The sequence below is a fragment of the Priestia aryabhattai B8W22 genome (genome assembly GCF_000956595.1).
Lineage (GTDB): Bacteria > Bacillota > Bacilli > Bacillales > Bacillaceae_H > Priestia > Priestia aryabhattai.
Genome location: NZ_JYOO01000025.1, coordinates 1 through 21,975 on the forward strand (window position 1 = coordinate 1; position 21,975 = coordinate 21,975).

General features: G+C 39.2%; 24 protein-coding genes and 1 riboswitch. Of the genes, 8 read left to right on the plus strand and 16 right to left on the minus strand.

Annotated elements, in window-relative coordinates; genetic code table 11:
- Positions 1–42: 42 nt before the first annotated feature.
- From N178_RS18275 to N178_RS18285, 3 genes are all read right to left on the minus strand, one after another.
- Complete coding sequence (locus N178_RS18275; protein WP_045293925.1) at positions 43–609, minus strand: TetR/AcrR family transcriptional regulator; 567 nt, start codon at positions 607–609, stop codon at positions 43–45.
- 121 nt (positions 610–730) lie between these two features.
- Positions 731–1,369, minus strand: coding sequence for a hypothetical protein (locus tag N178_RS18280; RefSeq protein WP_045293926.1), 639 nt, complete (start codon positions 1,367–1,369; stop codon positions 731–733).
- Positions 1,366–2,265, minus strand: coding sequence for a LysR family transcriptional regulator (locus N178_RS18285; RefSeq protein ID WP_045293927.1), 900 nt, complete (start codon positions 2,263–2,265; stop codon positions 1,366–1,368). Before N178_RS18285 ends, N178_RS18280 begins: the two co-directional genes overlap by 4 nt.
- Positions 2,266–2,420: 155 nt before the next feature.
- Between N178_RS18285 and N178_RS18290 the strand changes: the two genes are divergently transcribed.
- The gene (locus tag N178_RS18290; RefSeq protein WP_045293928.1) at positions 2,421–3,170 is read left to right on the plus strand and encodes a sulfite exporter TauE/SafE family protein; all 750 of its coding nucleotides are present in this window, start codon (positions 2,421–2,423) and stop codon (positions 3,168–3,170) included.
- Positions 3,171–3,191: 21 nt separating this feature from the next.
- Here N178_RS18290 and N178_RS18295 read toward each other — a convergent pair whose 3' ends face one another.
- Together N178_RS18295 and N178_RS18300 are read right to left on the minus strand one after the other, a co-directional pair.
- A complete protein-coding gene (locus N178_RS18295; protein ID WP_045293929.1) occupies positions 3,192–3,686 on the minus strand; it encodes a GNAT family N-acetyltransferase in 495 nt (164 codons plus the stop codon).
- Between the two features lie 67 nt (positions 3,687–3,753).
- Positions 3,754–4,395 carry an NAD(P)-dependent oxidoreductase gene (locus N178_RS18300; protein ID WP_045293930.1) on the minus strand — a complete coding sequence of 214 codons (642 nt, stop codon included), beginning with the start codon at positions 4,393–4,395 and terminating at the stop codon, positions 3,754–3,756.
- Positions 4,396–4,569: 174 nt separating this feature from the next.
- On the opposite strand from N178_RS18300, the gene N178_RS27190 reads away from it, so the two are divergent.
- A complete protein-coding gene (locus N178_RS27190) occupies positions 4,570–4,707 on the plus strand; it encodes a hypothetical protein (protein ID WP_169746691.1) in 138 nt (45 codons plus the stop codon).
- 89 nt (positions 4,708–4,796) lie between these two features.
- Here the strand turns inward: N178_RS27190 and N178_RS18305 are convergent, their stop codons facing one another.
- Positions 4,797–5,459 carry an MgtC/SapB family protein gene (locus tag N178_RS18305; RefSeq protein ID WP_013058646.1) on the minus strand — a complete coding sequence of 221 codons (663 nt, stop codon included), beginning with the start codon at positions 5,457–5,459 and terminating at the stop codon, positions 4,797–4,799.
- Between the two features lie 105 nt (positions 5,460–5,564).
- On the opposite strand from N178_RS18305, the gene N178_RS18310 reads away from it, so the two are divergent.
- Positions 5,565–6,374, plus strand: a complete 810-nt coding sequence (locus tag N178_RS18310; RefSeq protein ID WP_045293931.1) for a class I SAM-dependent methyltransferase — start codon at positions 5,565–5,567, stop codon at positions 6,372–6,374.
- A gap of 43 nt (positions 6,375–6,417) precedes the next feature.
- Complete coding sequence (locus N178_RS18315; RefSeq protein WP_045293932.1) at positions 6,418–7,137, plus strand: poly-gamma-glutamate hydrolase family protein; 720 nt, start codon at positions 6,418–6,420, stop codon at positions 7,135–7,137.
- 146 nt (positions 7,138–7,283) lie between these two features.
- Here the strand turns inward: N178_RS18315 and pdxR are convergent, their stop codons facing one another.
- Complete coding sequence (gene pdxR / locus N178_RS18320; RefSeq protein WP_045293933.1) at positions 7,284–8,687, minus strand: MocR-like pyridoxine biosynthesis transcription factor PdxR; 1,404 nt, start codon at positions 8,685–8,687, stop codon at positions 7,284–7,286.
- Positions 8,688–8,799: 112 nt separating this feature from the next.
- Between pdxR and N178_RS18325 the strand changes: the two genes are divergently transcribed.
- Both N178_RS18325 and N178_RS18330 read left to right on the plus strand, forming a co-directional pair.
- Positions 8,800–9,198: a GNAT family N-acetyltransferase gene (locus N178_RS18325; protein WP_045293934.1), complete on the plus strand. Its 399-nt coding sequence runs from the start codon at positions 8,800–8,802 to the stop codon at positions 9,196–9,198.
- Between the two features lie 233 nt (positions 9,199–9,431).
- On the plus strand, positions 9,432–11,525 hold the full coding sequence (locus N178_RS18330; protein WP_045293935.1) for a TerD family protein: 2,094 nt from the start codon (positions 9,432–9,434) through the stop codon (positions 11,523–11,525).
- Between the two features lie 66 nt (positions 11,526–11,591).
- Here N178_RS18330 and alaP read toward each other — a convergent pair whose 3' ends face one another.
- From alaP to N178_RS18340, 3 genes are all read right to left on the minus strand, one after another.
- Positions 11,592–12,995 (minus strand): alanine permease AlaP, encoded by a 1,404-nt coding sequence (gene alaP / locus N178_RS18335; RefSeq protein WP_045293936.1) that lies wholly within the window; start codon positions 12,993–12,995, stop codon positions 11,592–11,594.
- A gap of 317 nt (positions 12,996–13,312) precedes the next feature.
- Positions 13,313–13,471 (minus strand): DUF1540 domain-containing protein, encoded by a 159-nt coding sequence (locus tag N178_RS26120; RefSeq protein WP_071271404.1) that lies wholly within the window; start codon positions 13,469–13,471, stop codon positions 13,313–13,315.
- A 100-nt stretch (positions 13,472–13,571) separates the two neighbouring features.
- A complete protein-coding gene (locus tag N178_RS18340) occupies positions 13,572–13,910 on the minus strand; it encodes a hypothetical protein (protein ID WP_045293937.1) in 339 nt (112 codons plus the stop codon).
- Positions 13,911–13,979: 69 nt separating this feature from the next.
- Positions 13,980–14,081: riboswitch (SAM riboswitch) on the minus strand.
- A 121-nt stretch (positions 14,082–14,202) separates the two neighbouring features.
- Here N178_RS18340 and N178_RS18345 point away from each other — a divergent pair.
- Positions 14,203–14,499 (plus strand): hypothetical protein, encoded by a 297-nt coding sequence (locus N178_RS18345; protein ID WP_045293938.1) that lies wholly within the window; start codon positions 14,203–14,205, stop codon positions 14,497–14,499.
- 12 nt (positions 14,500–14,511) lie between these two features.
- On the opposite strand, the gene N178_RS18350 is transcribed toward N178_RS18345, so the two are convergent.
- The 6 genes from N178_RS18350 to N178_RS18375 form a co-directional block, all read right to left on the minus strand.
- Positions 14,512–14,958 carry a GNAT family N-acetyltransferase gene (locus tag N178_RS18350; RefSeq protein ID WP_045293939.1) on the minus strand — a complete coding sequence of 149 codons (447 nt, stop codon included), beginning with the start codon at positions 14,956–14,958 and terminating at the stop codon, positions 14,512–14,514.
- Between the two features lie 80 nt (positions 14,959–15,038).
- Positions 15,039–15,479: a hypothetical protein gene (locus N178_RS18355; protein WP_045293940.1), complete on the minus strand. Its 441-nt coding sequence runs from the start codon at positions 15,477–15,479 to the stop codon at positions 15,039–15,041.
- Between the two features lie 107 nt (positions 15,480–15,586).
- On the minus strand, positions 15,587–16,576 hold the full coding sequence (locus tag N178_RS18360; RefSeq protein WP_045293941.1) for a glycosyltransferase family 2 protein: 990 nt from the start codon (positions 16,574–16,576) through the stop codon (positions 15,587–15,589).
- 12 nt (positions 16,577–16,588) lie between these two features.
- Positions 16,589–18,274: a DUF6044 family protein gene (locus tag N178_RS18365; RefSeq protein ID WP_045293942.1), complete on the minus strand. Its 1,686-nt coding sequence runs from the start codon at positions 18,272–18,274 to the stop codon at positions 16,589–16,591.
- A gap of 37 nt (positions 18,275–18,311) precedes the next feature.
- A complete protein-coding gene (locus tag N178_RS18370) occupies positions 18,312–18,734 on the minus strand; it encodes a GtrA family protein (protein WP_045293943.1) in 423 nt (140 codons plus the stop codon).
- A gap of 158 nt (positions 18,735–18,892) precedes the next feature.
- Positions 18,893–20,218 carry a metallophosphoesterase gene (locus N178_RS18375; protein ID WP_045293944.1) on the minus strand — a complete coding sequence of 442 codons (1,326 nt, stop codon included), beginning with the start codon at positions 20,216–20,218 and terminating at the stop codon, positions 18,893–18,895.
- A gap of 221 nt (positions 20,219–20,439) precedes the next feature.
- Here N178_RS18375 and N178_RS18380 point away from each other — a divergent pair, with 221 nt between their 5' ends.
- Positions 20,440–21,825: a protoporphyrinogen oxidase gene (locus N178_RS18380; protein ID WP_045293945.1), complete on the plus strand. Its 1,386-nt coding sequence runs from the start codon at positions 20,440–20,442 to the stop codon at positions 21,823–21,825.
- Positions 21,826–21,975 lie beyond the last annotated feature (150 nt).

Here is a 21,975-nt window from a genome sequence, read left to right on the forward strand (position 1 = left end):
TTTAAAATGTTAAGTACCAATAGCCAAGCGCAAAGCTACTCTTTATTTACGAACAAGAATTGGAATCTGCTGCTGAATCTGCTGCAAAGGAGCGCTTGTTTTCTCTGTTAACGAACGCAAGATTCCTCCTTCGATCATACAGTTAATCACAACTGCGAGCTCTCCTGCCTGCTTCTCTTGAAATCCGCTCTCTATCATTTTTTCTCTAAAAAGTTTTTCCCAATCTTGAAACGCTGAGTAGCAGACTTCTCGCAGCGCTTCATTAATAAGCGCCGTTTCTCCAGCCAGCAGCCCAACAGGCATACCAGCAATACTTTCTTCCTGTTCAAACTGCTTGGACAATTCTTCAATAAAATACTGAATAGCCTGTGCCGCGTCAGAAGATTTATTTAAACTTTCTTTAATTTGAACTTGGACGTATTTATTCGTATATTGAACAGCGTGAATCGCCAGTTCTTCTTTCCCTTTTGGAAAATAATAATAAAGAGACCCTTTTGGCGACCCACTCTCTTTAATAATTTGGTTTAATCCTGTTGCATGATAGCCTTGCAGCTGAAAAAGCCGCGATGCTGTTTCTAAAATCTTATCGCGCGCATTTGCTTTCTTCACAAAACGATGCCTCCCCTATATAATAAGTGGTTTCTATAACACTACTTATCATATAAGGAAATGAAATTTTTGTCAAAATAAAGTGAATATTTTACCATTTATTTTCCCTTACTTTCATTTCTTATGACCTAATAATTGTTTTTCTTACTTCTTCGGCTAACGCTTGAAGAGGCGTAATAATACGGTCGCTTACCTCCTCCGCCGCTTCTACCATCGAGAGCTGCGCCACTGAAACAACGGTGTTATGCTCTTTTATTAGCTCATGTAAGACATGTTTTACCTTCTGTTTATACTTCTCTAGGTTTCCAGTCATTACTAGTTCAAAAGCACCTTCTATCACAACAGGGCTAACCTTTATCTTTACATTTTGATAAAATGCAAATTCATCTAGACGCTTCATCGTTCCTTCTACGGTCTCTGGATTTGTAAACACGATAAGCTGCGGTTCTTCTATTTCACATATTCGGCGAAAATAAGGCTCATCGATTTTAATAATTGGAACATCGCTTGTAAATGCTTCTGGTAAAAGAGCAATGTAATTCGTACACGTAAGTAAAATGGCATCTGCTGAACATTCTTCCATCCACTTTAACTGCTTCTCTACTTCTTCAGCTGCTGACTCCGCTGCAAACTTAGGGTCGGTTGTTACCCGATGTACAAGTCCAGGGTCTACGAAATGCATACAGTTCGCAAACGGCAGAGTTTTTTCGATATAAGAGATGTTCGAATAATGAGCGTGCAGGCAAGCAATTTTCTTCATAGTTCTCCCCCCGTATGATGGTCTTTAAAATACTGAATTAAAAATTCCTGGAACTTTTTCGCAACAGGAGTTAAATATTTATCCTTGTTCCACGCAATCCCAATTACCCTTGAAGCTGTGTCTTCTTTGAGCTTTATTTTTTTAATACCTCGCAAGTCCACTCCCTTTATTTCAGGAAGCAAGGCAACCCCTAAATGAGCCGCTACAAAACCAATCACCGTCAAAAATTCTTCTCCTTCAAACGTAATATTTGGGACAATTTCGGCTTCTTCAAACAGCTGATCAAAAATTGTTCGGCTTCCGTATCCTTTTTTTAACGCGATAAACGATTCATGAGCCAACTCTGAAATCGAAAGCACTTGCCTTGAGCCAAAAGAATGCGTATCAGGGACATACGCGTACAGCTCGTCTTTCCATAAATATTCCCACTGAATTCCTGCCCTAGATTCCGTTACGGAAGACATACAAAAATCAATTTCCCCGGTTTGAAGCTGATCGAGCATGATGTTTGTAGCGTTCTCAAAAATTTGGAATTGAACGTTCGGATACTCTTGTAAAAAAGCATGAACTAATTTTGGGACGGACGAAGCGCCTAATGATTTTAAAAAAGCAAACGAAATACTGCCGCGATGAGGATGAATCAAATCCGAAAGCTCACGTTTAGCTTCTTCCATTTCATTTAATACTTTGGCCGTTCGTTCGTAAAAAAGCCGTCCGTATCGATTTAAAATAACTTGCCTTCCTTTTCGTTCAAATAGCGGCACGCCAAGCTCTGATTCTAATTTAGAAATTGAGCGGCTGAGCGTAGGCTGCGCGATTGATAGTTGTTCCGCTGCCTTTGTAAAATGTTCCGTTTGAGCTACAACATTAAAATATTCGAGCTGCTGCCATTCCATTTTTTCACATCCTTTACTTATTACATAATACTATCAATTTCATATAAATTATACATTGGACGTCATAAAAAATTCATGTTTAAATGAAGAACGTAGCACTTGCTAAAAATGTTATGTGCCTGCATAGAATAAGTGTTGAAAGAAGGAATTAGTTTATGGATGTTTCAATTGTTTTAACAATGTTAGCCGTCGGACTGATCTTAGGATTTGTCGGAGCAGGCGGATCAGGTTTTATTATTTCAATTTTAACGCTGCTGTACGGCGTATCTGTACACGTTGCACTCGCAACGGCTCTTACCGCAATGATTTTCTCTTCTTTATCTGGCGCAGTCAGTCATTACCGCGAAGGTAACGTATCTTTGAAATCCGGTATCTCTGTTGGTATCCTCGGTGCATTAGGCGCTTGGATTGGGTCTAACCTCTCATCCTTTATCCCAGAAGGCGAGCTAAAATGGCTAACAGCCAGCATGCTTTTATTATCTGGTGTTTTACTTTGGCTGCGAATGTTTTTATTTTCCCGTCAGCAAAAAGAACGTACTGTTCCAACAGGAGCTAAATTTGTCGTCTACTCTTTACTAATTGGCTTAATTACCGGTGCTCTGTCCGGAATGTTTGGAATTGGATCAACTCCATTTATCCAGCTTGGCCTTATGATGGTGTTAGGTTTGTCTATTCGCCAGTCGGCCGGAACGACAATGCTCGTTATTATTCCGATTGCAATTGGCGGCGGAATGGGCTATTATCAGCAGGGCTTTTTAGATATTCCGCTGTTGATTCAAGTTGTTGTCGGCACAATGGTCGGTTCATATATTGGAGCAAAGTTTACAAACCGCGTACCTGCTCCCGTATTAAAAACGTCCCTTGTAGCTCTCCCTATTTGCTCTAGCTTCCTCCTTGTTATATAAGAAAAAAGCTTGAACTCTTGTTCAAGCTTTTTTTATGTTCATCTGATAAACAAACTGCTTTCCTTGGCTTCCAAAAATATGCCGGTCTGTATCAATAAAGCCGCATCGTTTGTACAGACGCTGCGCAGCCGTGTTTTTATGGTTCACGCCTAGCACCACTTTATTTTTAGTTGGAAAGTGATGAATGATAAAAGAAGGAAGAAGCTTTAATGACTTTTTGCCAACTCCAGTTCCTTGATAATCAGGATGAATGGAATAAGACCGTATTAAAAGCGCGCCGGAGCTCTCGGTATATTCTTTAACAGCTTCCCCTGCGTCGAGCACGAAAAAGCCGGCTAGTTTGTTTTCTGCCAAAATCAAAACGGGCGCTCTGTCTCTTTCTTGCTTACACTTAGCTATGGCTTCAGCAGGAAGTGCCGTATAAATGAGCTGCCCTTCAGGCAGCGTATAGCTATGTACAGGTGACTCATAAGTTTCACTATAAAACGTTAGCTCTACATTTACTGCATTATCCATTCTCGACCTTACTCCTTTTTCCTTAGTATAACATGCGCTAAAAAAACCGCATAAAGCGGCTTTTCCTTTATCTAGCGTCGGATACTACGGTAAAACGTTCATTTACATGTTCTCCTCGCTCAATTTCATCAATGACCGCAATTGCGTAATCCGCATAGCTGACGTGGCTGTTTCCTTCTGAATTTAAAATGACATGATCTTTCCCCGTTTTATAAGCATCCGTTCGTTTTCCTGAAGGATTAAAAAATGCTGCCGGGCTAATAAAAGTCCAGTTAACATCGCTTGTACTTTCTAGGTCTTTTAAGTTTTGAGTTTGATTGTCAGCTGTTGCTTTGTATTCTTTTGGAAAATCAGGCGTATCTGCTAGACGCGTCGTTTTCTCTTCATCAACAAACAAACTGCCTGCTCCCCCTACAACAAGAAGGCGAACGTCCGGAGCTTGTTTAAATACATGAATTAACGACTGCCCCGCTTCTACGTGCAGGTGTTCTTTTCCTTCAGGAGCCCCAAATGCATTTACCACTGCATCGAAACCTTCAATATCTTTTTCCGTAATATCAAAGATGTCTTTTTCCAGTGTATGAACATCTCTTTCTTCTACTTTGCTCGCATCGCGTACAATTGCCGTTACGTCATGTCCGCGATTTAAGGCTTCTTTCACGATAAAACTTCCTGCTTTTCCTGTAGCACCTACGACTCCAATTTTCATTTTAAAACCTCCAGTAAAATTCTCTATATTTAGGTAATAGCCTTTTTTTGCTATGCTAAAACACAGCAAAATGGTTTAAGCAAGATAGAGAACGAATAAAGAAGCCGAAGCGAAAGTTTTTTAGTTAATAAAAGATCCGAACGTAGGTTTCATATATGGAGGTGCTTCCAGCTGTTGATTAGAGGGCAAGGCGAAGACTCCTGCGGGAAAAGCGGACCAGGTGAGACCGCGCAGGAGTGCAAGCGACGAGGAGGCTCACCAGCCGCCTGCGGAAAGCGAAGCCTTGCACGAAAATCAACCGCGGTGTACTAAACGATCCATACGGTCCCCTTTATCCATTTGTTCGATTTTATATTAATTTAGTTATGTCTTAATCTCTTTGACAAAAAACAAATGAGCGCTTATTCAATTTCAATAAATAACACGTGAGCCATAGAGTGAATGGATTTAATCAATTCTACTTTATTCCCTTTCTTTTTTGCCTTTCCTTTTATTTCTACAAAATAGAGCAGCTCACCTTGATGATGATCTCGGTGAATTTCGTAAGATGAAATCATAATATTTTCTCTTTCAATTTTATCAAGCAGCTCATAAATATCCTCTTGATTGGCTGCACGAAACTTAATTAAAATGGAATGAGTAGAAAGAGATGTAAACATCACGTTCAATATTTCTAAGCCAATCAGCACTAATATAGTTGCACTAATGCCGACTGTATACATACCCGCCCCAATGGTTAAACCAATTCCCGATGTTGCCCATACGCCTGCGGCTGTTGTAAGCCCTCTAATATGCTGCTTTTGAATAATAATCATACCTGCCCCTAAAAAACCAATACCGCTTACTACTTGTGCCGCAACCCGGCTCGGATCAAGAGCCATATGATCTTGATGAAGCACATCTGAAAAGCCATATTTCGAAATCAGCATAATCAGCGTGCTACCGACAGCAACTAAAAAATGAGTTCGAAAGCCCGCTTCTTTTGCTCTAAATTCTCTTTCTAATCCAACCAAAGCTCCTAACAGACCTGATAGCGCGAGACGACTAATAAAAGCTGCAGTCACTTTTTTTCCTCCTTTCTCTTCAATTTTTCATAAATGCACCTATTAACTATTTCTATTTTTGTTATAATTTACTATAACTTTTTTTTGAATAGGAGGCTCTTTAAAATGGATAAAGTCATCGATTATTACAGCAAATTTGATGAGTGGGGACGATTAGAACGAGAACCTATTGAGTTTCAAGTAAACTGGCATTTTATTAATAAGCACCTTCTCCCTAGCGGACATATTTTAGATAACGGTGCCGGACCGGGAAGGTATGCTTTGAAACTAGCAGAAAACGGCTATGAAGTAACTTTAACTGATTTGACGCCGCAGCTAGTTGAAAAAGCCAAAGAAAAAGCTTTAGAACAGCAAGTATATAATGCATTTCGTAATTTTCATGTGGCAGATGCACGAAACCTTCACTGTTGTTCAGATGAACAATTTCATGCGTCACTAATGCTTGGACCAATGTATCATTTACAGAAGAAGCAAGATCGTATTCAAGCCGTTCGAGAGCTGTATCGGGTAACAAAGCCAGGCGGAACTGTTTTTATTTCGTTTATGCCGCGTGTTCAGCACATGATTTCTTCTTTAACATCGCCGGAACGTTTAAAACCAAACAACACGGCAAAAGCGCTTCATGATTTTTATGAATCAGGCTGCTTTGATCATGCAGAAGAAGGCCGATTTACCCACGCTTATTACACTAAAATTGAGGATATTATTCCTTTTTTAGCGAACCATGGATTCCAATGTGTTGAGCTAATTGCCTCTAACCTTGCTTCGTCAGTTAATTCAAAGGAATGGACGTACTGGCAGGAAACTTCTTCTGAAGAAATGAACAGCATCGTTCAGCTCCTTATTCAACAAGCATCAAGTTCTTATCACCTTGGACTTTCTTCTCATTTACTCTATATCGGCCGGAAGCACTAATAATCACCTCTACCTATCATAGGATAGATAGAGGTGATTATTAATGAACCGTTTATTCAAATGGAGTGCGAGCACTTTGCTATGTTTGATGTACTGCTTTTTGATTCCCCTTCCTTCTTATGCAAGCGGTGACTCTTACTCTTCCTATGCAGAACTGCAGCAGCACGAGATTCTCCATCAAGACTATGATATTCGCTACGAGCAGCGCTTTAGCTACCTATCCATTATGGCCATTCACGGCGGAGGAATTGAACCGGGTACATCAGAAGTTGCCAAAGAACTCGCTGATCGCTTTTCCGCTTCTTATTATTTATTCGAAGGCATCAAGTCCACTAACAACGGAGTTCTGCACATAACCTCAGAAAACTTTGACGAACCGTTTGCTAGAGGAATGGCTCAGCAAAGTATGTCCGTCATGACGATTCACGGCTACAGTGGCAGCCAGCCTATCGTATATGTAGGGGGAAAAAATCAGCTTTATAAAGAGCTGGTAAAGCAATCGCTGCGCAAACACGACTTTACAGTCCGTGACGCTCCTTCTGATATAGCCGGAACAAGCGAGCAAAATATTGTGAACGATAATCTGCTAAAAGCCGGAGTACAGCTTGAACTCACAGCCGAACTAAGAAAATCATTTTTCGTAAACCACGACTGGTCGAGAAACAACCGCATGAATGTAACGCCGCTTTTCCATATATTTATCACTTCCTTACAAGAAGCATCTTCTTCCTATCAAACTTTCCTTTACTTTCAAGTTCACTAACTTATTAACCCTTGCCTGTTCCTTGATTTCCAGACAAAAAAGCCAGCGCAGTCTGTATAATCAAACGCGCTGGTTCTTATCTATTTCTCTCGCTAAAATAGACTGTTTAAAGTCTTTTTGTTTAAAAAACTCTTTAATTTTACTTCTTATTGGACGAACCAAGCTTTAAACAGCGAATCTATGCCCATTTTTATCTCTTCGTCAGACAGTCCCGCAAATCCAAGCAGTACATATGGCGTCTGGTTTTTATTAGCAGTATGGTAATAAATAGACGTTGGATAAACCGTTATTTTTTGCTCGGCAGCTGCTTCAATTAGTTTCTGTTCACTCATTCCGTTTTTTACCTTAAGAAGAATATGCAAGCCAGAATGTTCTCCGACAATATCTACACGTTCTCCCATAGTAGTAGTCAAACAATCTAGCAGCAGCGCTTGTTTTTTGCGGTATGCTGTTCTCATTTTATTCAAGTGACGTTCCCAGTGTCCTTCTTTCATAAAAAGAAAAAGCGTATACTGATGAAGTCTTGAAACAGGCTGTTTAAAAAGTCCACAGTGCTTCACATATCTTGTAAGAAGTCGGTGTGGCAGCACGGCATAACTTATTCGAAGAGAAGGCATCAACGATTTTGAAAACGTCCCCGTATAAATAACGCGATCGTCTTGATCTAATCCTTGAAGTGCCGGAATCGGTTTTCCTTTATAGCGAAATTCTCCGTCATAGTCATCTTCTATAATATAGCCGTTCGCTTCCTTCGCCCACTCTAGTAGTTCAAGCCTTCTTGCTATCGGCATGACCATACCAATAGGAAATTGATGAGACGGCGTAATGTACACCGCATCCGCTTCGCTTTCTTTCAGTTCCTTGACTTTCAAGCCAGAACTATCAAGAGAAATAGGGACGACCGACATGCCTTGTTCTTGAAAAACGTGCCTTGTTCGGTGAAAACCTGGGTTTTCGAACCCAATTATCTTTTCTTTTCCTAGAATGACAGAAAGCAGCCACATGAGGTACTGTGTACCTGCACCTATCACAATTTGCTCCGCTGTGCAGCGCACTCCTCTTGAGTGGTAAAGGTATGACGCAATTTCTTGGCGAAGAAGCAGTTCGCCCTGCGGATGTCCGCTATAAAAAAGCTGGCTTTCATCATGATAAATAGCTTGAACCGTTAGCTTTTTCCACGTATTATACGGAAATTTTTCTACGTCTATCTTTCCATGGCTAAAATCAATGGCAGTTGATTTTTGATCTTCTTGTTGCAGAGATACAGAGATAGGAGGCAGTTCTTGAAGCACGACTTCATTTTTTATCTCTTTTACAAATGCTCCTTTCCTGGCTAGTATCTCAATATAGCCCTCTGCTTCTAACTGTATATAAGCTGCTTCAACCGTATTTTGGCTAATGCTTAAATGAAGAGCTAGCTTTCGTTTAGAAGGCAGTTTTTCATGAGGCGGAATGGTACCTTTTTGAATTTGTTTTTTTATGTAAGTATAAAGCTGCATGTATAAGGGATCTGCTTTTCTTTTATTGAGCAAGGGCATTAACTCTAACATGGTATTCTTTCCTTTCTAACTGATACTATCAAATTTACCGTTTCTGACACTTACTCTCAGTTCAGTTTCTTCATATACTGAATTATATCTTATAACTCAAGGAGATGACACAATGACTATTACTTATAAAACCAACGTCTCAATCCGTGCCGAACAAGCTGCTGAAGTGTTTGTACATTCAGGCATTAAACGTCCTTCACAAGATCTTGATCGGATTCAAAGAATGCTTGATCACGCTTCTCTTACCATTACCGCTTGGAACGACAGCGAACTCATTGGCATAGCTAGAGCGTTAACAGATTTTAGCTACTGCTGCTATTTATCGGATTTAGCTGTCGTAAAAGACTATCAAAATCAAGGAATCGGCACACAGCTCATCAAGCACGTTCAAGCAGAAATCGGTGAAGAAACCGCGCTCATTTTACTTTCCGCTCCTTCTGCTATGAACTATTATCCCAAAGTCGGCTTTCATCAGATTGATAATGGGTTTAAGATTGAGAGAATTCGATAGGTAAAAAAGATAAAAAATTCCCTTTCTTACTAAACTATTATTATTTTACATCCTTTCAATATGATGGTACACTATTCAAAGATTAAGGCTATGATACTTCTTCCTTCTCATCCAACTCTTAGAATTTAGAGGTATCCCTTTCCTTAATCCATTAACTTAACTATACATATATTCAAAGTCAGGAAGCAAAGCGCCTGGCTTTTTCTGTGCAAATCATACATGGTGGTGTTTGAATGAAAAACGATATTTTTTTAAGAAGACAGTCTAAAGTAATTGTGAAGCAAGGATCAGATATATTACCCCCTGCTTATGTGGCTTCCATGTTAAAAAACATTGAGGCATTAGGATTTACAGCTTCAACTTCTTTAATTGATCGGTTACTCACTCTTCCGTTCTACGAATTTATGTCTTTTTATGAGCAGCTTCTCTTATCTTTAAAAAGACTTGTTGGCGCTCATGTTAAATATAAACCGATGTATCCTAACTTTCCAAACGAAGTCATGCAAGCGTCCGAAGCAGAACTATACATAAATGCTGTGGTTCACTATCTGACTGGGATTTTACCAAACAGTGAAAAACAAGATGTTTTTCCACTGTTTGATACTACAGATTTACGGATTATTGACCTCGGAACGGATGAAGAATTTGACCTTATGATGCGCCAATTAATTGGTGCCAATACCTCATTATCGCAAACGGATCGAGCAGACATCGAATGGTCTCTTATCACTTTACCGGCATTAGACCTACTTCCAGCAGTCATTCCTCAAAAAGAAAATGCTGCATTTGTTAGCTCAGTTTTAATTAAAACAAACAAACTACCTATTGATGTCTTGTCTTCTTATTTTAAAACAGCAACAGATGTCTTACGTTTGGCAACCGCTTTATCTGATGGCGATATTAGCCTTTCATCACCCACTTTATTTAAAAAGTTTAGTCGTTTTGAACGCCGAAGCTTGTTGCAGCTGCTAGAAAGCACTCCAAATGTAGAAGAAGATATGTTTCGTTATAAAGTAAAGTGGATTCGTTTAGGTGAGATTTTACATCCTGGAGAATACAAACATCGATTTCCTCACGCTGCTAAAAGATTCGATGCTGTTCGAAACCATAAAAGACCGTTGACGTTCTATAGTAAATTAGAGAAAGCACTCGAGCAACAAGACGTCTCAAAAGCAGTTTCACTTTTAGAAAAACGGCCAGGTGACTTTGCTAGACGAATTGACCATTTACTGCGCTTATCTACTGGGGAACAAGAAGCTGCTTCTATTATTGTAGCATTTGCAACGGTCGCTCATCATGTCTCTACGCCAGTACTGCTTCAGCTCTATTCACATATGAAGCATCGACATCATAGACAAGATATGCGCGTAGTGTTTCCAAAAGGGAATGTGTCCAAAGTAATGGCGCTTGATAATACCTTACCTTCTCTTCGTAAAAATCTTTGTGATGGTGTAATAAATGCATGCAAAGATGCTTTACATGACCGTTTTGCTAAGTTGCCACCTCTTGGAAATGTATGGCTTGATGAACGTTTACGTGAACAAACTATACCATTTTCACAGCGTTCAAGCAGCAAAACATTAAAAACGATTAGTAGGGGCAGTAAATTAACAATTCCTGAAGGCAATACGCTTCGTTTTTTTATTTGGTGGAAAGAAGGCTTTGTAAATGGTGAACACACCGGTAGTGTAGATATTGATTTGTCTGCCGGAATTTACGATGAAAACTGGCAGTATAAAGAGCATATTTCTTATACAAACTTATCTTCAAAAAGCTTCAAAGCTTTTCACAGCGGAGATATTACATCTGCTCCTAACGGGGCATGTGAATTTATTGACTTGCATATCCCTACGATTCTAAAAAAAGGCGGCCGTTATATATTGATGAACGTTTATTCATTTTCTGTCCAGCCTTTTGTTATGCTTCCCGAATGTTTTGGAGGATGGATGATGAGACAGCACATAGAGTCCGGCGAGATATTCGAACCTTCTACCGTGCAGAATAAAGTAGATCTTGCTAGTGATTCCACCATCTCCATCCCTTTAATTTTTGATTTACAAGAGCGAAAATTAATCTGGACGGATATTTCGCTGCATCATCATGTTGAATTTGAAAATAATCTCGAACAAAACAATGGATCTGTCTCTCTTATAGGAAAAGCTATGACAAAGCTGTTGAAGCCAACGCTTTATGACCTTTTTTCATTTCACGCAGAAGCTAGAGGAACACTTATCCACGACAAGCAAAAAGCTGACACTATTTATTCTCTTGATGAAGGTGTTACCCCTTATGATATTGAAACAATTATCGAAACCTACCTAAACTAATTAATTTATAAGAAATTAAAAACAAACAAAAGAAAAAACCTCTTTCCAAGAAAGAGGTTTTTTCTTTTATTTCACGAGCTTTTGCTCAGTTGCAGCTGAACTCTGACTTCGTTTATGAAATCCTTTTGCGTAGTACGCAATAATAAGACCGATAAACCATAATGGTCCGATGACAACTGCAATTCTTGTGTCTGGGTTGTACGCCATAAGAACAACAACAAGCGCTAGAAACGCAAGTGATACATAAGACGTTAGCGGAAACAAAGGCATTTTGTATTTTAACTTTGCCTCTTCACCTTTTTTTAACGTTTTGCGATACTTAATTTGAGAAAGCAAAATAATTCCCCACGTCCAAATCGCACCGAATGTTGCAATGCTTGTTACCCACGTAAATACTTTTGCAGGCACAATGTAGTTTAACGCTACTCCCACTAATAAAGCACCCGCTGATGCTAAAACAGCTTTTCCTGGTACGCCGCCTTTTGTAAGCTGGCCGTATCCTTTTGGCGCTTCTCCGTGTTCTGCTAAGTTGAACAGCATACGGCCTGTACTAAAAATACCGCTGTTACAAGAAGAAAGAGCTGCTGTTAGCACGACAAAGTTAATAATACCAGCCGCCGCTGGAATCCCGATTTTTTCAAATGTTAATACAAACGGGCTTCCTTGTGAACCAATTTCTTGCCACGGATAAATTGACATAATGACAAATAATGCACCCACGTAGAAAATAAGAATACGCCAAAAGACAGAATCAATTGCTCTTGCTAGAGATTTTTCCGGATTTTTCACTTCTCCCGCGGTAACACCGATCATTTCAATTCCTAAATACGCAAACATGACCATTTGCAGCGACAGCAAAATGCCTTTGAATCCGTGCGGGAACAGTCCGCCGTTGTCCCACAAGTTTTTAATACCAGTCGCAACGCCGCCGTTGCCGATTCCGAACACAATCATTAATAACCCAACGGCAATCATTAACACAATCGCTAAAATTTTAATAAGTGCAAACCAAAATTCCAGTTCGCCATATGCCTTAACAGCTAAGAAGTTAACTGTTGTCATAATGACAAGCGCCGATAACGCCCAAATCCAGTTTGGTACATCTGGATACCAATACCCCATATAAATACCAACGGCTGTAATTTCAGCCATACATGTTACAACCCATAAAAACCAGTAATTCCAACCTGTTAAATAACCAGCAAGCGGCCCTAAATAGTCGCGCGCGTACTTACTGAATGAACCTGCAACAGGTTTTTGAATCGCCATTTCTCCAAGTGCTCTCATAATAAAAAACATAATCATTCCGCTAAATCCATACGCCAACAATATTCCCGGTCCTGCTAATTTAATAGCAGATGCAGATCCAAGAAACAGCCCTACCCCTATGGCTGCTCCTAAGGACATCAGCGTCACATGTCTTTCTTCTAACCCGCGTTTCAATTCTTTCCCCTGAGTTTTCCCCTGCATAAACGTCTCCCCTTTTTCCAATCTGTCAAAACGAGATGAATACAGCCTTTTTTTGTTAGCGCTTTCATATAAGTCTGTGCTAAAAGTCAGCTAGGCTATATATTTGTATTCTATCACCTTTCTCTCACTTTTCTTTTGTCGAAAAATAAAAAAATTATCGTATCATTTTGTTTAAATACACAATTAGATGTAGACACTGGTTTTTTACTATGTATTTATTATTGCACCTAAGTAATAGCATTTTAAAAAAATAGAAAAACGCCGACTCAACTCCGTCAGCGCATCGTTCATTTTATGCTTTTTATAAAAACTAGCATTTATCTCGCGGGTTCAAAAGTTTTACAGCCAGGTTCTTCCGTTTCAGAAACATGGTGACTACTTTCAGGACTCACAACGTAAATGGACTCTGCACTGCATTTGTTTCCAGTTTTCCAATACACGCACTCATTTACTTCACATAATACACCTTGAGCCACTGTCATCCCTCCTTTTCTTGTCTTATCTCTTTTTTACCCGAAATATAATGCTTCTAACATTTACATGCAAAAAAACCGCTTGTTTATCAAGCGGATCTTTTTATTGCATATGTTCAACATACTGTTTTTTAGCTAGATATAACTCGCGACTCAGCGTAATCCGTCGTTCTCGCAGGTGCCTTAATTTAGCCTGAAATCGTTCATTAGTTGGCTCTTCTTGAATTAAGCGATACGTAAAAGAAATATCTTCATTTAACTGTTTAAAATCTTCCCATATTTCTTGAACGAGTGCGGATTGTTTGTCTTCAAATGAGCGATTTTGCTTCGTTTTTAGCGCAGCTAAAATTTCCTGTTGCCACGTTTCGTCTTTTATTTCTTTTGCTAACAAGTATAGATCTAAATAATCATCAATGCTTAACGCCGTTTGTCTATTGTTCAATGTCATCACCTTTTCTATACGAAATGTTTCTTCCTAAGAAGAGGATTTCACCATAGAAAAAGATTCCTCTTCTTATCTGTCAAAGCTAGGCTATGCTGGAATTAGCACCATTCAATAATTGTGGTTGCTGAGGCTTCAAAGGGCCAGTCCCTCCACCTCTCTAGATAAGAATATTTCGTTTTTAAATTATTTCTGACTATTCTAATATGTTTTGTAGGTTACGTCAATAGCTTTTCAATAAAAAGAAAAAAGAAGTAAAATATGGTATGCTGTCATAAAGGATGGTGAGCACATGAAACGATATATGTTATCTGCTTTTTTGGGAAGCTTGCTGTTGCTTCTCAGCATTGCCTTTTCATCTACTTTCCATATTGCAATTATCAAAACAACCGGAAGCATTGGAGGAATTATTTTAGCAGCAGCGGCTTTGATTATGAACGCGCTTGAAGATCCTCCCGCCTCAGATCATACAGGTGGAGGAGCTGTTGAAGTACTAGATAAAGGCGCCGTTTGGGCTACTTATTTACTTTTACTTTCATTACCAAACCTCATCGCATGTATAACATCTTATGTTTTATGGACTCGCTGACATTCACCAACGTTACGAACGTTTTACCACCTGCAGGCTCATTGATATTTGTTTATCTACAAATCCAAGTTCGCGATACACATGCTGTACAAAATTCCCAGCATGAACGCTGAGCCTGATTTCAGGGTATCCTTTGATAGACAATTCATCAATCGCTTTTTGCATTAACGGCTTGGCTAGACCCCGCCCGCGGTATTCTGATACAACATATAACTCGTAGATAAAGCCAATTTCTTCTTTTGAAAAGAAGTCGGCAGATGGTCCCGCAAGAACCCAGCCTGCGAGTTTATTTTCTTGTCTAGATACTAAATAATAACATCCTTTTTTAAGAGCATTATCAATTAGTTCATTTACGCGTTCAGTTGACGGTTGAAACTGATGCGTTGTTCCTTCAAACAGCGCATCAGCAGATTTTGTCCGAATTTCCTGTATTTCTTCTTCAGTAGCTTTTACAATCATCACGATCTCTCCTTTCGTGTTCGTTTTCCACATGCAGAGATAAATTCCTGCAAAAAAAGTCTTCGCCTAAGCGAAGACTTTTATTTAAATTCAAAATGTTCTTGATGATTGCCTTGTTCATCCGTCCAGTTAATCATGATGTCTAAGCCTGCCGCTTTTCCAGGAACAGCAAAATTCGCATAGCGAAAACGCTGACCGCTTTTGCTTAAGTTAGATCTTTCAATAGGAGAAAACAAGCTGTATTTCGTCTTATTTTTTCCTTCGTGACGAAAAGCTTGAACCTGCACGCGTTCTACGTCTTTTCCAATGTTTTCAACGGTTAACCCATATGTATGATAGACGTTATTTTTCCACTTTAGCTGATTATCTCCCGTCATACTTGCTTTTGCCAGTTCAACCGACCATTGTTCAGATGATTTCTTCATTGGAAGCTTTTCCATCGAAAGAGCGCTAACATGAATAGTTGCAAAAGCAAGCCAAACAAAACAAAAAGTGCTGACTGTATAAAATAGTCTTTTCATAGATATTGATCTCCTTAGCAATTTTAGTAGTAGCATCTCCTATTGCCCTAAAAATTATGATATACGTTTTAACACAAAAAGCCCCCCATTCAGGAGAAGCTTCTTAATTAATGCATCAGCAAATCTTTTTGTTTGTCTAATGAGTGTTTCGTATATAAATCTCTTTCAACCGTATATTTAGGACGCTGTTTCACTTCGTTAAAAATCTTGCCAATGTATTCTCCGACAAGCCCTATCCCCATTAGCTGCAGGCCGCCTACAAGCCAAATTGATAAAATAAGAGACGTCCACCCAATTTGCGTATGATCTAAATATTTTTGAATCAGCGCATAAATGCCAAACGCAACACTAAAAAGAAAAGAAGCTCCTCCAAGCAGCGTTAATAACCGTATAGGCGCTACGCTAAAAGATGTAATCCCGTCAAATGCAAAAGCGAGCATTTTCTTTAACGGATATTTTGATTCGCCCGCCGTCCGTTCTTTGCGGTCATATGTGACTTCAGTGGAGCGAAATCCTACTAATGGTACAAGACCTCGTAAAAAGACGTTTCCTTCTTTGTATTTCATGAGTTCACCAAGAGCACGTTTGCTCATGAGACGAAAATCAGCGTGATTTTGAACGAGCTGAATTCCTAACTTATTCATAAAACGGTAAAATCCTACTGCCGTAGTTCGTTTGAAAAGTGTATCGGTTTCTCTGCTGTCTCGAACACCATATACAACTTCATACCCGAGCCAATACTTCTCTACAAAAGTACGAATGGCGTTGATATCATCTTGTAAATCCGCGTCAATGGAAATGACGCAGTCAGATTGTTGGTAGGCTGCTTCTAGTCCTGCAAGCAAAGCATTTTGATGTCCTACATTTCGCGCTAGCTTTAACCCTTTTACAAATAAATTGCTGCAGCTTTCTTTTTCAATAAGCGACCACGTGCTGTCTTTACTTCCATCGTCTACAAATAAAATGGTACTTTCACTTGATACAAGACGTTCATCTATTAGTTCTTTTACTACAGTAGTTAATTGAAAAGACGTCTCTGTGAATACTTCTTCTTCGTTGTAGCATGGAACAACAATCGTTAAAATAGGTCTGTTCATTTTATTGCCCCCTTACTTTGCTTCATATACATACACTTTCCAAGCGGACTGTTTATCGTTAAATGCTTTTAAAAAGTGCAAACCGTCGCTTTCAGCATTTTCGATTGGCACAGCTGAAAAAATATAGCGACCGCCCATTTTTTTAAATTGATTGATATTAAGCTGCAAATGATGGATTTTTTTAGTTGAGTCTTTTCGGTAATCATATTTTTTCCCTAGCTCGCTAACAAACACATAGCAGCGGTTGCCCCAGTGATCATAGTAGCTTTCTAGTTTTTTATTTTTATCAAGCTCTTTGGCAATAATTTTACGAAACTCATGCTTATACGTTAACGGATAGAAGTTGTTATACGTATCTAGCGTATAAAAGCCGTTATACTGAGCAATGGATGGATGAAGCCCTATGCTTGCTACGCGATAAGATGATTTAGGTTTTCCAATATATCTGCTTATTTCATCAAATTGATGAACAGCATAAAATTCCTTGACTGACGGCTCGTGATTGTAGCGGTAATAAAGTTCTGGATTTGCTATAAATAACACAAGCAGCTGTAAAATCAAACATACCCACACAAACTTCTTCCACGCCTTGCTCCTTTTCCATAAAACATAGCCGCCAACGGCAAACATTAAATAAATAATGAGCGGGCGTAAAAAATGAAATCTAGCAAAATTGAACGTATTAAAAAGCTGATATTTTTCTTTTAGCGGCTCCCATCCTTTATAAAACCAAAACGCATACCAAATCGACAGCAGGAGATTAAGAATAAATAACTGCAAAAACGTTTTTTCAAGCTTTCCCTTCTGATTCCGAGCAACAATCCACAGTACGACAAAAGAAAGCGGTAAAATGACAAAGGTATGAAGCGTCATTACATGCGTATGCCCGAGCGTATAGTTCTTTAAAGCAAGGCGAACGGAATGTCCAAAGCTTAGAGTAGAGCTTAAAAATTCATTTCGACTCGTCGGGGCCTCCGGAAATAAAAGCGAATCAACAAGCCGGTATTCAATGAGAAGAAAGACAGCGGTCATCGCTGCAATACTTCTTAAAAAAGGAATATTCCACGCTCGTTTTTTTACGGCATCTCTTAGCCATAGCAGCCCCATCGCCGCTAAAAAGAAGAAAAAACCTAGCACAAAACTCGCGTAAAACGGAAGCAATAAAAGTGTAAGCCATTCCTTCCACGTTCCTTCGCGGTTTCGAATGGTTAAAAACGCCCACAGCGCCAGCGGCTGTCCTAATGTACTCAGCATGCCCGAAGGCCAAAATGGCGTAAGTGCAAAAGCAAGTGATACAAGCACTCGAATCGCATAAGCATCCTCGCTTTTAATAAAATGCTTTTTTAATAATAAATACATTCCAATTAAAGCAAATATGCGCGTAATCATTTGGCTGAGGCTGTACGCAAGCATGGTAGGAAATAAGCCATACAGCCACTGAATACCGCTAAATTCTGTTCCAAACGTGTTTCTCGGCAATCCGTTAATAATTTGAGGTAATACGGCATGACTGGAACCAAACAGCTCCCCGCTTTGATGCAGAACTTTATACCACGTAATATTTGAGTCTAAATTATCATGCACGCGTATATGTGAATTTTCCCCAAGTAAAAACATAGGAGATACATACGCAAGCAGCAAAAGGAAAGCGATAATAAGCAATGTTTTTTCTTTATTCATAGCTGTTTCTTTCTTCATCTGTTAACACCTATTTCCATTTCATAATGACTAAAAGCTAATCGTGAATGACGACTGCTTCTTTTTTTGTATTAAATACAAAGTATTTTTGACCCGTATAATTTAAAAGCGTATACAGACCTGTTCCAATTAATATACCGACGTCTTTTTTGAACGGACGCACCGCAACAGGAAGTTGATGCAATAACCAGCTGGAGAACTGCAGTCCAATATAGTAAGACAAGCCGTAGCAAATGCCAATAACTAAAATAAAACGCAGTATGCTTTTTGATAAATGAACTCCGCTTTTAAACGTAAATATTCGATTTAACACGTAGCTGACGACTGCCCCCGCTGCATTGCCGACGAACGTCGCTATCCAGTAATGATGAAAGATATGAAGCAGCACATACATAATGGAGAGACCTACTGCTGTATTGACCAGTCCCACTACTAAAAAACGTACAAAAGATCCTTTCATATAAACTCCTTTTGATTTTGATACTTTCATAAAAATTACATATTATGACTTTAAATACAGTTTCAGTGTAGCAACTCCACTTAAAAATCTAATGAAAATAACATTAAAAACAGATGAAAAAAAGCTAAAAGAATCAATAAAAATCAGGATTCTTTCAGCTATTTAGTAGAGCCTTCAATAATTAATTTTTGATCGCTTTGATTGTCAAACGCATCCACTGCCGCTACTTCTATTTGATACGCAGTATGAGGCTGCAAACCTGATAACGGAAGACTTAAAACATCCGGAACAGGATCGCTGTAATATTGAGAAAATGCATTATATGTTTTGACCACTTTTCCAGTTTCTTTATTTTTGACGGTAATGCGATAAGAATGAACCATCAGATTATCCACCGCTTGCGTAAACTGGATATAAAGCTGATTTGCTGAAGCTTTTTCTTGTATAACAGAAATAGTAGAGCTTGGAAGAAAAATCGGTTTTACTAAATCTCGCTCATTTGTGTAGTGAAATTTTTTTGCATCTGCAGGTATATCAATTTCCCACGCTTCTCCCGTCCACTTATTTGCGTGAAAATCCCGCCTTTTAACGACTATTTTTCGATTATAAACCTCTACAAGAAGACCTTGACTCACGTCTCGATAGCCAGGAGGAAGTTCACCTTGTAAATATCCAGCACCAGGCCATATATACCGAACAGAAGACGTTGCAAGAGAGGTAAAATCTCTTTGAAAAATAGTACGAGGGTCGTCCAACGGATGGTGGGTATGACCAGAAAACGTAATGACTTGCGAATAAGGTTTTAACGTATTGTAAAGAAGCTGTTCATTCACTTCTATCCCCCATCTATTTTCCCCGTACAGTGTATTGTTAATAGGCTGATGAATAAAGACAAAAATCGGTTTTTTAGGATCGTCTCGCTTTGCTATCTTCAACTGTTCTCCAAGCCAGTTAATTTGCTTGATTGAATAATCACCGGCAGTTAATCGGCTTTCTGTTCCAAGCATGATAAAATGATAGCCTTTTATCACTTGATGAAAGTAAAGAGCCTTCATTTTGGTTTTAGATAAAAAACGCTGCTGCGCTTGCTGATTGGTTACGCTGTCCCGGTATTCATGGTTGCCAATTGTAAAAAGAGATACGGCCTGCGACTGTTTATTTTGATTATAAACAGAAAAAAAACGGTCGTATTCTTTTAACGCGCCTGTATCGGCCAAGTCTCCTACTACTACAAATGCATCTTGTTTCGGTGCCTGTTCATTTAATTGCGTTAATGCATGTTGAAAAGTACGCAAATCAAGCGTTCCTGTTTCCTTAATATGAACATCACTGATCACAGGAAAAACTAGCTTTGGTTCGATGTATCCGCTTCGTCCGCTCTTCTCTTCAGCTCGTACGTTTAAGGTAATCCCGCATATAAGAACACTTATTAATACGAAAGCGAGCCAGTCTTTTTTCAGCGTTTCCATAAAACCGCCGAGCATGATGCTTCCTCCTTTCTTCACTGCTGCGTCTCAGTTATTTTCTCTACGTGTATGAGCTTTTATTTTATGTAATTTCAAAATATCTAATCGTATAGTTTCAATATTTCTTTTCGTATTTGCACACACTATGTTCACAATCAATTCATTACACTTTTCCTAGTCATAGTGGTATGATTTTCGTATATTACAGACTAATTGTTGAAAATGTAGGAGTGAATATTTTGAAAACGGTCGCTGTTATTGGAGGAGGAATTACGGGCTTAACCACTCTGTACTATTTGCAGAAACTAAAACGAGAACGTAACCTTCCGCTTAAATTATTATTACTAGAGAAAAATTCCCATCTAGGAGGAAAAATTAATACGCGTGAAGCGGGGGAATTTATCATGGAAACAGGGGCAGATTCTATCGTAGCTCGAAAAGAGAACGTCATGCCTCTGCTAGAAGAGCTATACTTAACAAACGATTTAGTATATAACGAAACGGGCAAATCGTTTATTTACTCTGCTAATGAGCTGCTTCCAATTCCGGAAGATACCATGTTCGGTATTCCAACAAGCGTGGAATCTCTTTTTAAAAGCGAGCTGATTTCTTCAAAAGCTAAAATTACAGCTTTAAAAGACTTAATTACTAAAAATACAACGTTTACAAAAGACAGCTCAATTGGACTCTTTTTAAAACATTTCTTAGGAGAAGAGCTAGTAGAAAAGCAAATTGCACCTATTTTATCGGGCGTTTACTCTGGCGATTTAGACAAACTCACGATTTCTTCGACTCTCCCTTATCTGCTCGACTATAAAAACACGTACGGCAGCATCATCAAGGGAATGGGAGCCAATGAAAAAAAATTTAAAACGGCAGGAAATAAAAAATTCATTTCGTTTAAACAAGGTTTATCAACGATTATTCACCGCCTAGAAGAAGAGCTTTCTGATGTAACGATTTTAAAAGATACGCCAACCACCAGCATAAAACAGAACGGTGAACGTTACCAAATCAGTACGCCGGGGCAAGCCCATTCAGCGGATTACGTGGTGTTAGCTACACCGCACACGGCTGCTCAGCACCTGTTGAACGATCCCGAATTAAACGAAGACTTTGAGCAGTTAAAAGATTCTTCTCTGATTAGCGTGTACATCGGCTATGACGTTCCAGACGAATACCTTCCCGCTGAAGGCACCGGGTTTATTGCCTCTCAATCAAGCAACTTAATCGCCAATGCCTGCACGTGGACGAGCAAAAAATGGGCTCACACCTCTAAGCGGGGGAATTTGTTAGTTCGCTTATTTTATAAAAGCACGAGTCACCACTTTGACAGCCTGCGGACGATGTCAAAGGAAGAGCTGCTAGCAGTGGCACAAAAGGACATTGAAAACAGCTTAGGGATCAAAGAGCAGCCCATTGAAAGCGACGTAACCAATTGGGATAAATTGATGCCTACCTATCATCTTAAACACGGTGAACTTGTGCGCAACTTGACTCAAAAATTGCATGACAAGCACCCCGCTATTACATTAGCAGGCTGTTCTTACTATGGAGTAGGCATTGCAGCGTGTATAACAAACGGCAAACAAACGGCCGAAGCTATCTCTCAACAATTGACTTAAAAAAGGTTTAAAAATAATAAAAGGCCCGAAAATAAATATATTATTTTCAGGCCTTTTATTACCTTTTCGTTAGCATATAAAGCTACTTTCCTTACTATTAACAACTCTTTTATCGCTTTTCTTTTTGCAAAGCAGCAGTAGCAAACAATA

Bases quoted from the DNA above. Each gene is read 5' to 3' on its own strand.
- N178_RS18300 (WP_045293930.1), bottom strand. From the start codon at position 4,395: ATGAAAATTGGAGTCGTAGGTGCTACAGGAAAAGCAGGAAGTTTTATC.
- N178_RS18280 (WP_045293926.1), bottom strand. From the start codon at position 1,369: ATGAAGAAAATTGCTTGCCTGCACGCTCATTATTCGAACATCTCTTAT.
- N178_RS18360 (WP_045293941.1), bottom strand. From the start codon at position 16,576: ATGAACAGACCTATTTTAACGATTGTTGTTCCATGCTACAACGAAGAA.
- N178_RS18345 (WP_045293938.1), top strand. From the start codon at position 14,203: ATGAAACGATATATGTTATCTGCTTTTTTGGGAAGCTTGCTGTTGCTT.
- N178_RS18295 (WP_045293929.1), bottom strand. From the start codon at position 3,686: ATGGATAATGCAGTAAATGTAGAGCTAACGTTTTATAGTGAAACTTAT.
- N178_RS18355 (WP_045293940.1), bottom strand. From the start codon at position 15,479: ATGAAAAGACTATTTTATACAGTCAGCACTTTTTGTTTTGTTTGGCTT.
- N178_RS18315 (WP_045293932.1), top strand. From the start codon at position 6,418: ATGAACCGTTTATTCAAATGGAGTGCGAGCACTTTGCTATGTTTGATG.
- N178_RS18350 (WP_045293939.1), bottom strand. From the start codon at position 14,958: ATGATTGTAAAAGCTACTGAAGAAGAAATACAGGAAATTCGGACAAAA.
- N178_RS18290 (WP_045293928.1), top strand. From the start codon at position 2,421: ATGGATGTTTCAATTGTTTTAACAATGTTAGCCGTCGGACTGATCTTA.
- N178_RS18330 (WP_045293935.1), top strand. From the start codon at position 9,432: ATGAAAAACGATATTTTTTTAAGAAGACAGTCTAAAGTAATTGTGAAG.
- N178_RS18325 (WP_045293934.1), top strand. From the start codon at position 8,800: ATGACTATTACTTATAAAACCAACGTCTCAATCCGTGCCGAACAAGCT.
- N178_RS18285 (WP_045293927.1), bottom strand. From the start codon at position 2,265: ATGGAATGGCAGCAGCTCGAATATTTTAATGTTGTAGCTCAAACGGAA.
- N178_RS18365 (WP_045293942.1), bottom strand. From the start codon at position 18,274: ATGAAGAAAGAAACAGCTATGAATAAAGAAAAAACATTGCTTATTATC.
- N178_RS18310 (WP_045293931.1), top strand. From the start codon at position 5,565: ATGGATAAAGTCATCGATTATTACAGCAAATTTGATGAGTGGGGACGA.
- N178_RS18370 (WP_045293943.1), bottom strand. From the start codon at position 18,734: ATGAAAGGATCTTTTGTACGTTTTTTAGTAGTGGGACTGGTCAATACA.
- alaP (WP_045293936.1), bottom strand. From the start codon at position 12,995: ATGCAGGGGAAAACTCAGGGGAAAGAATTGAAACGCGGGTTAGAAGAA.
- pdxR (WP_045293933.1), bottom strand. From the start codon at position 8,687: ATGTTAGAGTTAATGCCCTTGCTCAATAAAAGAAAAGCAGATCCCTTA.
- N178_RS18375 (WP_045293944.1), bottom strand. From the start codon at position 20,218: ATGCTCGGCGGTTTTATGGAAACGCTGAAAAAAGACTGGCTCGCTTTC.